This is a genomic window from Bacillus sp. NPDC094064, assembly GCF_050279585.1.
GTDB lineage: Bacteria > Bacillota > Bacilli > Bacillales > Bacillaceae_G > Bacillus_A.
The window spans coordinates 46,394-58,298 of record NZ_JBNNUI010000016.1; the positions used below are offsets into that span (position 1 = coordinate 46,394).

The following is an 11,905-nucleotide window of genomic DNA, read 5'->3' on the forward strand; positions in this document are numbered from 1 at the left end:
CGCGGTTCCACTCTGTTTAGGCTAAAGAAAGCCTCAAACTCTTCCATGATAACGGTTTGCACCGCTTCTGTTTACTTTGCGTCCAAAGACGTTCCGCGAAATACTTCGCTGTTCAACAGAAGACTCGAAGGGGCATTTCAAAAATCCGCTTATAAACCACTCCCAGCCTAAAGGTGGTTCTCTCTGTAAAAAGCCTGATTTTCTACTTCTCCTTCTCGTCGCTTTTCCTTATTAGGTTTTAAGTATACTTATTATATTTCTAAACCTAGAAAATGTTAACCAATTACTTTTTGAATACGATTTAAAACTTTTTCTTTTCCAAGAAGAGCAATCGCATTAGGCAGTTCTGGACCATGTGTTTGTCCAGTAGTCGCAACACGGATTGGCATAAATAAGTTTTTACCTTTATGTCCCGTTTCCTTTTGAACCGCTTTAATAGCCGCCTTAACTGCTGCTGGTTCCATTGCTTCTAGAGCTTCTACTTGACCCTCAAATGCACGAAGTACTTCAGGTACTTGTTCACCTTTCAATACTTCTTGTCCTTCTTCTTCGTAATCAACGTGATCTTTAAAGAACATTTCAGAAAGCTCTACAATTTCAGCTCCAAAACTCATTTGGTCATGATATAAAGCAATTACATCACGAACCCAAGTTTGTTCCTGTTCGCTTAAGTTTTCACCTACGCGACCTGCTTTCACTAAATGCGGTAAGCTTAGTTCAACAACCGTATCTAAATCTTGTTTTTTCATATATTGGTTGTTCATCCATTTTAATTTTTGAGAATCAAATAATGCAGGTGATTTTGATAAACGCGCTGCATCAAACATTTTGATAAACTCATCTTGAGAGAAGATTTCTTCTTCTCCTACTGGTGACCAACCTAGTAATGCAATAAAGTTAAAGATTGCTTCTGGAAGATATCCAAGCTCTTTATATTGCTCAATAAATTGAATAATAGATTCATCACGCTTACTTAACTTTTTACGGCTTTCATTTACAATTAAAGTCATATGACCAAATTGCGGGATATCCCAACCGAAAGCTTCATAAATCATCATTTGTTTTGGCGTGTTTGAAATATGGTCATCACCACGAAGTACGTGTGTAATCTCCATTAAGTGATCATCCACTGCTACCGCAAAGTTATAAGTTGGAATTCCATCTTTTTTCACGATAACAAAATCGCCAAAGTCATTTGAATGGAATGCAACTTCGTCTTTTACGATATCTTTAAATGTGTAATCACGATCTGCTGGTACACGGAAACGAATACTTGGAATACGTCCCTCAGCTTCAAATTCTTTCACTTGTTCTTCAGTTAAATCACGGTGGTTACCAGCGTAACGAGGTGTTTCACCACGAGCAATTTGCCCTTCACGCTCTGCTTCTAGCTCTTCTTCTGTCATATAACATTTGTAAGCTAAACCACGCTCTAATAAATCTACATATAATTTTTTATAAATATCTAAACGCTCTGTTTGACGATATGGTCCGAATTCACCACCAACATCAACACCTTCATCCCAGTCCATACCGAGCCATTTCAAGTATTTTAATTGGCTTTCTTCTCCACCTGCAACATTACGTTTTACATCAGTATCTTCAATACGAATAATAAACTTACCATCTTGATGACGAGCAAATAAATAATTAAATAATGCCGTACGCGCATTTCCGATATGTAAGTGTCCTGTTGGACTTGGCGCATAGCGCACTCTCACTTGCTTTTCCATAATTGGTACACCTTCCATTCTTAATGTCAACACATTCTATAATTGTACACCAAAAAAATGTGATTATCCATCTTACGAATTAAAAACCATTATTTTTTCTGTAATAAAACAACTGCTTGAGAAGCAATTCCTTCTTCCCTACCTGTAAATCCTAACTTTTCTGTTGTTGTTGCCTTTACATTGATATTATCAATAGACGTTTCTAATAGTTCACTAATGCGTTTACGCATACTTTCAATATGTGGTGCCATTTTTGGCTTTTGAGCAATAATTGTACAATCTAAATTCCCTAATTCATAACCTTGTTCACGCACAAATTCCCAAACCTTTTGCAATAATACAGCTGAATCAGCATTCTTAAACGCTGGGTCTGTATCAGGAAAATGCTTTCCAATATCTCCTGCTGCAATCGCACCTAAACATGCATCTGCAATCGTATGTAACAATACATCCGCATCCGAATGACCAATTAATCCTTTTTCGTAAGGAATTGTAATTCCGCCAATAATTAACGGTCTTCCTTCCGCAAATTCATGTACATCAAAACCTTGTCCAATTCGAAACATTTTTATATCCTCCTCAAGCTAAACTACTGAGCTTTATGACTCTATATTATATCGCTATCCTTATAAAGAAAAGCCCGGCTTTTGCCGAGCTTTTCTTTATAAGGATACCATCACAGCTATTTCTTCTGAACATGAAGGAAACTTTCAGCAATTAGTAAATCCTCTGGAGTCGTCACTTTAATATTATAGTAACTCCCCTCTACTACACCTACTGGCCTTCCAATACGCTCTACAAGACTTGCATCATCTGTACCAAGGAAGCAACTCTGTTTTGCACTTTTATGAGCTTCTAGCAAAAGGGGAACAGAGAACCCTTGTGGTGTTTGTACAGCTTTAAGCTGAGATCTTTCTACCGTTTCGACAACAACACCCTGCTCTACTTTCTTAACGGTATCTTTCACTGGCACCGCACAAATGGAAGCTCCATATTTTTCTGCTGCAGTTAATACATCTTGAATCACTTTATTCGTTACGAACGGGCGCGCACCATCATGCACAAGAACATACTCAACATCACTTGTATGCTGAATCGCATTATATACACTATCTTGTCTTTCTGCTCCACCCTGAATAAATTGTACTGGCTTTTCAACCGGATACTTTTGCATTAGCTCTTCAAAATACGGGCGTTCTTCTTCATTAATTGCCATAACAATACTTTTACACGCCTTATCTTTTTCAAAAGCACGTAATGTATGCACAATAATTGGTACTTCATTTATAAGTAAGAACAACTTATTTTTGCCGGCACCCATCCGCTTTCCTTGACCAGCTGCTGGAATAATTAATGTATACATATTAATAATCCTCTACTTATAATGCTTTTTCTAATAATTTACGTTTAGCGAAAATCATACGACCAGCCGATGTTTGTAATACACTAGTAACAAGTACATCGAGCTGTGAACCTACAAATTCTCTACCATCTTCTACTACAATCATCGTGCCATCATCTAAATATGCAACACCTTGATTTTGTTCTTTTCCATCTTTTACAACATAAACACTTAGTTCTTCACCTGGAAGTACAACTGGTTTAATCGCATTAGCTAAATCATTAATGTTTAACACCGTTACCCCTTGTAATTCAGACACTTTGTTTAAGTTGAAATCGTTCGTTACCACAGTTCCACCAGTGATTTTCGCCAACTTTACAAGTTTGCTATCCACCTCTTGAACATCCTCGAAATCGCCTTCATAAATTTCTACCGGAATCGGCATCTCTTTTTGAATACGATTTAAAATATCTAATCCTCTGCGACCACGATTTCGCTTTAACGCATCAGAAGAGTCGGCAATATGTTGTAATTCTTCTAATACGAATTGCGGAATCACAATGGTTCCTTCTAAAAACTTTGTTTGGCAAATATCAGCAATACGTCCATCAATAATTACACTCGTATCGAGAATCTTCCAGTGAGCTGTAGATTTCTCTGCTTCTCCCTCGACATCCTCAGTCTCACTATTGTTCTTTTTCTTACCGCCTCGTTGCGGTAATGTAAATAGTCCTAGCAATTCATTTCTCTTTTTAAACCCTACTTGGAACCCTAAATACCCAAGTAAAAGGGTAAAGAACACTTGCAATACTGTACTAATGACTGGAATTGTAAATTCACGAATTGGTATTAAAATTAAATATGCAACAATAAGACCAGAGATCAACCCTAATGTACCAAATAAAACATCTGCTACAGGCGCCTTTACAAGGGCTTCTTCAATATGCTTAATAAGTTGAACAATATAATCTACAAGCCAAAATGTTGTTAAAAATAAAATAATTGCACCAATAATTGCACGAACATACGATCCTTCCAACCAAGGAACCGCACCAATGTCCATTACATTAATAACTTTTGGAATTAAGAAAATCCCTAACGCTCCTCCGATCACTAAAAAGAAGAGCTGTACGATCCGTTTTAACATCCAACCACCTCCTACTCATTATTAACCATTGTTTCGCTAATCAAAACGCCGAATGCAAAAGCGGACGTGTTTTTTTTATAAATAGTTTTATTTACCAATATATCATATCATATACCAAAAATGTTCTAGTGTCGTTATATTATGGAATCAATGTAATATTCTTAATTGTGTCTACTCATATAGAGATGCTCTTGAATTCTTTTTAGGCCTTCTCGTATTTTCTTCGCCCTGACTTCCCCAATTCCTTCTACATCGTCCAATTCATTAATAGTTGCACGACAAACACCTTGCAACGTTTTAAATCGATTAATTAAATTTTCAATGATAAGTGGCGGAACACGCGAAATTTTACTTGTGATTCGGTATCCTCTTGGTGTCACACTTTCTTCTAAACTCGTTTGTCCTGGGTAACCAAGCAATTTAACCAAGTCGCTATCCTCTAGAAGTTGTGTATTCGCAAGATCTTGTAACTTTTTCAAAATTTGATGATGGTCTTGTGTTTTTTCTTGATAATAATCTTTAATTAATAACGCTGCCTCTGCCTCCAAATCGGCCAGTAATTCTGTAAGTTGTAAACGAATTAACCTACCTTCTGTTCCTAATTCATGAATATAGCTCAATATTTCATTTTTAATACGCAGCACCATTTCAACACTATGTAAGACATGAACCACTTCAGACATTGTAACGACCTCTTCAAATTCTAGAATGCCCAAATTCGTAATACCATCATTCCATACCGCCTTATATTTTTCTAACGTTTGAATAGCTTGATTTGCCTTTGTTAAAATAACGCCTATATCTTTTAGTGTATAACGTAAATTCCCTTGGTATAGCGTAATTACGTTACGTCTTTGTGAAATAGCCACAACAAGGCTACCCGTCTGCTTTGCTACACGCTCTGCCGTTCGGTGACGCATACCTGTTTCAATAGAATCAATAGATGATTCTGGAACTAACTGTGCGTTCGCAATTAAAATTTTACTTCCTGTTTCATTTAAAATAAGTGCCCCATCCATTTTTGCTAATTCGTATAAACTAGCAGGAGAGAACGCACAATTAATATGAAAACCTCCATCAACAATGCTTTTAATCTGCTCATTATATCCGAGAACAATTAATCCCCCCGTTTGTGCCCGAAGTACATTATCTATCCCTTCGCGCAGTGGTGTTCCTGGGGCCACGAGCTGTAAAATATTAATCATACTTTTGACACGTTGCTTGTTTTCTTCCATAGCCTAGCCTCCTAATGTCAAACGAAGCGCTTCTCCTAAATTAGATACACCTACTACCTCAATCCCATCCGGAATTGTCCACCCTCCCAAATTTTTTCTAGGAATAATAGCGCGTTGGAATCCTAATTTAGCTGCTTCTTGTACACGTTGTTCAATTCTTGATACTCTTCTTATTTCTCCAGTTAACCCTACTTCTCCTATTACTGCGTCGGTCGGCGCTGTAGATTTATCTCTAAAACTTGAAGCTATACTTAAAGCTACAGCTAAATCAATGGCTGGTTCATCTAATTTCAAACCACCTGCTACTTTTAAATACGCATCTTGATTTTGCAATAATAAACCTGTTCTTTTTTCTAGCACTGCCATAATAAGCGATACACGATTATGGTCAATCCCCGTCGCCATTCTTCGAGGATTTCCAAAACTAGTAGGGGAGATTAATGCTTGTATTTCTACTAAAACCGGTCTTGTTCCTTCCATTGAGGCAACCACCGTTGATCCTGCGACCCCAACTGGTCTTTCCTCAAGGAAAATTTCTGAAGGGTTTAAGACTTCTGCAAGACCAAGTTCTTTCATTTCAAAAATACCCATTTCATTTGTAGAACCAAAACGATTCTTCACAGCTCGCAAAATACGATATGTATGATGACGGTCTCCTTCAAAATAAAGAACTGCATCGACCATATGTTCTAACATACGTGGTCCTGCAATTGCCCCCTCTTTTGTCACATGTCCGACGATAAAAATAGGGATTCCTTTCGTTTTTGCAAGTTTCATTAATTCTGCTGTACACTCACGTACTTGTGCTACACTTCCTGGAGCTGACGTCACCTCTGGTAAATGTATCGTTTGAATGGAATCAATAACAACAAAGGCCGGATTCATCTCTTCAATGTGTGTTGCAATTCGCTGCAAATCCGTCTCTGCTACAACAAATAAATTACTACCCTTTACATCCAAACGATCTGCACGAAGCTTTATCTGCTTTGCTGACTCCTCACCCGATATATATAGTACATCATATGAAGAGTCTGCTAATTGTGATGAAATCTGTAATAACAAAGTTGATTTTCCAATCCCAGGGTCCCCGCCAATAAGTACTAAAGATCCATCTACGATTCCACCACCAAGTACACGGTTAAATTCTTGAAATTTTGTTTCAATACGCGCCTCAGACTTTGTTTCTACCTCTGTAAGACGTCTTGGTTTTGTTACTTCTGTTTGAATTGCATTTGCATAATTAAGGCGTCTTGATGATACAACCGGTTCCATTTCTTCAACAAGTGTATTCCATTGACCACATCCAGGACATTTACCCATATATTTTGGTGACTGATAGCCACATTCTTGACATGTGAATTTTGTTTTCTTTTTAGCCATATCGTTTTATAGTTCACTTCACTTTCATCTATAAACATTTTATCCTTCTCGTACAAGAAAGAGGGCTATCTCGTAGCCCTCTTAGTTTGTCTATACTTATTTTACCTTTTCGGCACTATGAATGACAAATGTTTCCCCTTCTACATCGAAGATAACTTTTTGTCCTTTCTCAATAGCACCTTTTAAAAGTTCTTCCGATAGTCTGTCTTCTACGTGCTTCTGAATTGCCCTACGCAGTGGACGAGCACCGTACTCTCGGTCAAATCCTTTATCAGCAATAGCTGAAATCGCTCCTTCTGTTAAATGCAATTCAATTTCTTGCTCTTTTAAGCGATTTACTAGCTGATTCACCATAAGGTTTACAATCTCTTGAATATGTTTTTTCTCAAGCATATGGAACACGATAATTTCATCAATACGGTTTAAGAATTCTGGACGAAATGCCTTTTTCAGCTCATCCATTACTTTACCTTTCATATCTGAATAATCGCGACTTTCATCTTGTACGTTGAATCCAAGATGCTTATTACGTTTTAATGCCTCTGCACCAACGTTAGATGTCATAATAACAATTGTATTACGGAAATCAACTGTACGTCCCTTAGAATCTGTTAAACGACCATCTTCTAATACTTGTAGTAAAATATTAAACACATCAGGATGAGCCTTCTCTACTTCATCTAATAGAACAACTGAATAAGGCTTACGACGAACTTTCTCTGTTAATTGCCCACCTTCTTCATATCCAACATATCCTGGAGGAGAACCAACTAAGCGAGAAGTTGAGTGCTTCTCCATGTACTCAGACATATCAATACGAATCATTGCATCTTCATCACCGAACATAGATTCTGCTAGTGCTCTTGCTAGTTCTGTTTTCCCTACACCTGTTGGTCCTAAGAAAATAAATGAACCAATTGGACGTTTCGGATCTTTCAATCCTGCTCTCGCACGACGAACAGCTTTCGCTACAGCTACTACTGCTTCATCTTGACCGATGACACGATCATGAAGAATGGATTCTAAGTTTAATAATTTATCAGTCTCTGTTTGTGCAAGTTTAGAAACTGGAATACGAGTCCATGTAGAAACGACATTTGCAATATCTTCTACCGTAACTTCTGAGTTTTCTTGTCCTTGTTTCTCTTTCCACTGACGCTTCGTATCTTCTAACTTCTCACGTAAGCGTTGTTCCATATCACGTAGGGAAGCAGCTTTTTCAAATTCTTGACTTTGTACAGCTGCATCTTTTTCTTTTCTAATTTCCTCAAGTTTCACTTCAAGCTCTTTTAAATTTGGTGGTGTTGTATAAGAGCGTAAGCGAACCTTGGAAGCAGCTTCATCAATTAAATCAATTGCTTTATCTGGTAAGAAACGATCTGTAATATAACGATCTGAAAGCTTTACAGCTGCATCAATTGCATCATCCGTAATAGATACGCGGTGATGTGCCTCGTAACGATCACGTAAACCTTTCAAGATTTGAGTTGATTCGTCTAAACTCGGCTCATCAACATGAATTGGTTGGAATCGTCTCTCTAAAGCTGCGTCTTTTTCAATATATTTACGATATTCATCTAAAGTTGTCGCACCAATACATTGTAACTCTCCGCGTGCTAAAGATGGTTTTAAAATATTCGATGCATCAATGGCACCTTCTGCTCCACCTGCACCAATTAATGTATGAAGTTCATCAATAAATAGAATAATGTTGCCAGCTTGACGGATTTCATCCATAACTTTCTTTAAACGATCTTCAAATTCACCACGATATTTCGTTCCAGCTACAACTGTACCCATATCTAGTGTCATAACGCGCTTATCTCTTAAAGTTTCAGGAACTTCATTATTTACAATTTGTTGTGCTAATCCTTCTGCAATCGCCGTTTTACCCACACCAGGCTCTCCGATTAATACAGGATTGTTTTTTGTTCTACGACTTAACACTTCAATTACACGTTGAATTTCTTTACCACGACCAATAACAGGATCTAGACGATTTTCACGTGCAACAACTGTTAAATCACGTGCTAAGCTATCAAGCGTTGGTGTATTTGCACTTGTTGAAGAACCACCTTGGTGACCTGAACTTGCCTCATTACTTCCAAGAAGTTGCAATACTTGTTGTCTTGCCTTATTTAAGCTAACACCTAAATTATTTAAAACACGTGCCGCTACACCTTCACCTTCACGAATCAAGCCAAGTAAAATATGTTCTGTTCCAACATAAGAGTGGCCTAATTTACGCGCTTCATCCATAGATAACTCGATAACTTTTTTAGCACGAGGTGTATAATGTACAGTTTGGGATGCTTCTGTCCCGCGTCCAATTAACGCTTCTACCTCTTTTTGAACTTTCTCTGGACTTAATCCAAGAGCAATTAACGCTTTTGCTGCAATTCCTTCACCTTCGCGTACAAGCCCAAGTAAAATGTGTTCTGTTCCAATATTATTATGCCCAATGCGAATTGCTTCCTCTTGAGATAAAGCTAATACTTTCTGTGCTCTTTCTGTAAATCTTCCAAACATCATAGAAATCCCTCCTACTTGCGCTTAGTTTTTTTCAATACGTAATCGCTCACGGATTAAGGTTGCTCTTCGATAATCTCTTTCTTCTGGTCCTAAAGGTCCTCCTGCATATTGTTGTAAAATGCCTGGTTGCGTAAGAACCATTAGCTCAGTCAAAATATTTCTCGATATCCCTTTTATATATCCTAGATCAATACCAAGTCGTACATCTGATAAGCAAGTGGCTGCTTCCGCAGATTGAATTAAACGACTGTTTGCTAGTATGCCATAAGAGCGAAAAACCTTATCTTCAAGTTCAATACTTGAATTTTGTACAATTAATTCTCTAGCCAGTTTTTCCTGTTGTATAATTTGTTGAATGACGCTCTTTAAATCTGCAATAATATCTTCTTCAGATTTCCCTAACGTCATTTGATTTGACACTTGAAATATATTACCTAACGCTTCGCTACCTTCACCGTATATTCCTCTTACTACTAGCCCTAATTTTTGAATTACTTGTATAATACGGCTAATTCTTTTTGTTAAGACCAGCCCCGGTAAATGAATCATTACAGAAGCTCTTAATCCTGTGCCAACGTTAGTTGGGCAACTCGTAATATATCCAAGGGATTCATCAAAAGCATATTCAACCTTTTCCTCAATCCAATTATCTATTTGATTAGCACTTTGAAGCGCCTCTGATAATTGCAATCCTGAAAATAGACACTGAATTCTAATGTGGTCTTCTTCATTAAGCATAACACTAATATGTTCACTTTCTGATAATAGGCATGCTCCATATTCTGTTCCTGCAAGATTGGGACTAATTAAATGCTTTTCGACCAAAACCCTCCTTTGAAGAGGAGTTAATTCATTCATTTTTAATAGTTCAAACTCTCCAAAAGGTTCTACTGCTTTATTTATAAATTCCTTTTTAAATAATTCATGAATTTGTTTAGCTTCTTCTTCGTTTTGCATAGTAGAGAATTGATATTTTTTAAAATTACGAGCCAAACGAATTCGACTACTTAAAACAATATCAGAATCAGGGCCATCTCCCTTCATCCATGGACTAATCGCTTCATTCATAATTTTGTCCAGTGACATAGAACTATTCCCCCTCTCTATGCTCACTAAGCTGATTTTCAAGAATTCGAATTTTATCCCTTACTTCAGCAGCTTTCTCAAATTCCTCTTTCTGTACGTATTGTTTCAGAATGAGTTTTAGTTCATCTAATTCTTTCTTTAGGTGGATATTTCCTTCTATACGTTCCGGAATTTTTCCACAATGATCTGTATGCCCACCGTGAAGACGCTTTAATAATGGTTTTAAATGTCCCTTAAATGTATCGTAACAGGAAGCACAGCCAAAGCGCCCCACCTTTGTAAATTGCTCGTATGTCATCTTACAACCTGGACATCTTACTATACTTGTATTCGAAAGTTCATTTTTTCCTTCTTCAAACATTGTTGATTCACCGTGTAATAACCCAGCAAATAAATCATGGAATGAAAAGTTAGACTGCGATGATTGAAAGAAAGACGTATAGCCACTTTGTTCTGCACATTGCTCACAAAGATGAACTTCCGCCTTCTTCTCGTTGATTACTTTTGTATAATGTAAAGTTGCTGGTCTTATATTACAGTTTTGACAAGTCATCACTATCCCCACCTTTACAACAGGAACGATCTATCTCATGGTACTTTTCATACATTACTAGATTGTTCACTCTTCTTAATTCGTTTAGATAAAAGTGCATGTTCTTTTTCAAAACCTCTACAATATTTAACTGCTTTATCTTAGCTATCATTCTTTTACAAAAGCTGTATTTATTTATATTTCAGTGTTCTTAACATTGCGCATAATATTCGAGCCCTAAGTTCATCTCGAGAAGGAACATCCATTGATAACACAGAACGATCTAGTACACTTAACATCAATTTAGCTTCACGATTTGTTATGATTCCCTCTTCTATTAAACGTATAATCATACTCTCTGCATTCCCTTGTGCAACGCTATGATCAATCATATGAAGCATTTGATCAATAATGTCTATATCATCATGCAGTTTGACTTTTATAATGCGAATGTAACCTCCTCCACCACGTTTACTTTCTACTACAAATCCTCTTTCTAACGTAAAACGGGTATTGATTACATAATTGATTTGAGATGGTACGCACTCGAATCGGTCCGCAATCTCATTTCTCTTGATTTCAATCACATTATTATTGCTTAAGTCAATAACTTGCTTTAGATATTGCTCAATGATATCAGATATATTTCTCATTTATCCGCCACCTTTATTGACTTTGACTATCTTTGACTTTAATTATATACGTATTAATAAAATTTGCAACTCTTTTGCTTATTCACTATCCTAGCCACATTTCCCTGTATTTAATCAAAATTATAAAAGAAAACACGAAAAAACACGAGTCAAATGACTCGTGTTTTAAGTTGCTTGGCGACGTCCTACTCTCACAGGGACAAGGTCCCAACTACCATCGGCGCTAGAGAGCTTAACTTCCGTGTTCGGTATGGGAACGGGTGTG

10 protein-coding genes, 1 rRNA gene and 1 other annotated feature (1 of these 12 only partly in view) are annotated in these 11,905 nt (G+C 37.2%); all 11 genes read right to left on the minus strand.

What is annotated here, in order from left to right:
• Positions 1-228: a binding site (T-box leader), on the minus strand (it extends 19 nt beyond the left edge of the window).
• A 47-nt stretch (positions 229-275) separates the two neighbouring features.
• Positions 276-1,733: a glutamate--tRNA ligase gene (gene gltX, locus ACQKNI_RS25305; protein ID WP_098357172.1), complete on the minus strand. Its 1,458-nt coding sequence runs from the start codon at positions 1,731-1,733 to the stop codon at positions 276-278.
• Positions 1,734-1,822: 89 nt separating this feature from the next.
• A complete protein-coding gene (gene ispF, locus ACQKNI_RS25310) occupies positions 1,823-2,299 on the minus strand; it encodes a 2-C-methyl-D-erythritol 2,4-cyclodiphosphate synthase (protein WP_088232915.1) in 477 nt (158 codons plus the stop codon).
• A 116-nt stretch (positions 2,300-2,415) separates the two neighbouring features.
• Positions 2,416-3,096: a 2-C-methyl-D-erythritol 4-phosphate cytidylyltransferase gene (gene ispD / locus ACQKNI_RS25315; protein WP_088232914.1), complete on the minus strand. Its 681-nt coding sequence runs from the start codon at positions 3,094-3,096 to the stop codon at positions 2,416-2,418.
• Between the two features lie 16 nt (positions 3,097-3,112).
• The gene (locus ACQKNI_RS25320) at positions 3,113-4,222 is read right to left on the minus strand and encodes a PIN/TRAM domain-containing protein (protein WP_088232913.1); all 1,110 of its coding nucleotides are present in this window, start codon (positions 4,220-4,222) and stop codon (positions 3,113-3,115) included.
• A gap of 161 nt (positions 4,223-4,383) precedes the next feature.
• Positions 4,384-5,457, minus strand: coding sequence for a DNA integrity scanning diadenylate cyclase DisA (gene disA, locus ACQKNI_RS25325; RefSeq protein ID WP_000392167.1), 1,074 nt, complete (start codon positions 5,455-5,457; stop codon positions 4,384-4,386).
• A gap of 3 nt (positions 5,458-5,460) precedes the next feature.
• Positions 5,461-6,837 carry a DNA repair protein RadA gene (radA, locus tag ACQKNI_RS25330; RefSeq protein WP_060629200.1) on the minus strand — a complete coding sequence of 459 codons (1,377 nt, stop codon included), beginning with the start codon at positions 6,835-6,837 and terminating at the stop codon, positions 5,461-5,463.
• Between the two features lie 96 nt (positions 6,838-6,933).
• Positions 6,934-9,369 carry an ATP-dependent protease ATP-binding subunit ClpC gene (clpC, locus tag ACQKNI_RS25335; protein WP_088232912.1) on the minus strand — a complete coding sequence of 812 codons (2,436 nt, stop codon included), beginning with the start codon at positions 9,367-9,369 and terminating at the stop codon, positions 6,934-6,936.
• A gap of 21 nt (positions 9,370-9,390) precedes the next feature.
• On the minus strand, positions 9,391-10,455 hold the full coding sequence (locus ACQKNI_RS25340; RefSeq protein WP_088232911.1) for a protein arginine kinase: 1,065 nt from the start codon (positions 10,453-10,455) through the stop codon (positions 9,391-9,393).
• A gap of 4 nt (positions 10,456-10,459) precedes the next feature.
• Positions 10,460-11,008, minus strand: coding sequence for a UvrB/UvrC motif-containing protein (locus tag ACQKNI_RS25345; RefSeq protein ID WP_088232910.1), 549 nt, complete (start codon positions 11,006-11,008; stop codon positions 10,460-10,462).
• 170 nt (positions 11,009-11,178) lie between these two features.
• The gene (gene ctsR, locus ACQKNI_RS25350; RefSeq protein WP_001244563.1) at positions 11,179-11,640 is read right to left on the minus strand and encodes a transcriptional regulator CtsR; all 462 of its coding nucleotides are present in this window, start codon (positions 11,638-11,640) and stop codon (positions 11,179-11,181) included.
• A gap of 172 nt (positions 11,641-11,812) precedes the next feature.
• Positions 11,813-11,905 (minus strand): 5S ribosomal RNA (rrf, locus tag ACQKNI_RS25355); the annotation flags it as partial.

Bases quoted from the DNA above. Each gene is read 5' to 3' on its own strand.
- gltX (WP_098357172.1), bottom strand. From the start codon at position 1,733: ATGGAAAAGCAAGTGAGAGTGCGCTATGCGCCAAGTCCAACAGGACAC.
- ispF (WP_088232915.1), bottom strand. From the start codon at position 2,299: ATGTTTCGAATTGGACAAGGTTTTGATGTACATGAATTTGCGGAAGGA.
- ispD (WP_088232914.1), bottom strand. From the start codon at position 3,096: ATGTATACATTAATTATTCCAGCAGCTGGTCAAGGAAAGCGGATGGGT.
- ACQKNI_RS25320 (WP_088232913.1), bottom strand. From the start codon at position 4,222: ATGTTAAAACGGATCGTACAGCTCTTCTTTTTAGTGATCGGAGGAGCG.
- disA (WP_000392167.1), bottom strand. From the start codon at position 5,457: ATGGAAGAAAACAAGCAACGTGTCAAAAGTATGATTAATATTTTACAG.
- radA (WP_060629200.1), bottom strand. From the start codon at position 6,837: ATGGCTAAAAAGAAAACAAAATTCACATGTCAAGAATGTGGCTATCAG.
- clpC (WP_088232912.1), bottom strand. From the start codon at position 9,369: ATGATGTTTGGAAGATTTACAGAAAGAGCACAGAAAGTATTAGCTTTA.
- ACQKNI_RS25340 (WP_088232911.1), bottom strand. From the start codon at position 10,455: ATGTCACTGGACAAAATTATGAATGAAGCGATTAGTCCATGGATGAAG.
- ACQKNI_RS25345 (WP_088232910.1), bottom strand. From the start codon at position 11,008: ATGACTTGTCAAAACTGTAATATAAGACCAGCAACTTTACATTATACA.
- ctsR (WP_001244563.1), bottom strand. From the start codon at position 11,640: ATGAGAAATATATCTGATATCATTGAGCAATATCTAAAGCAAGTTATT.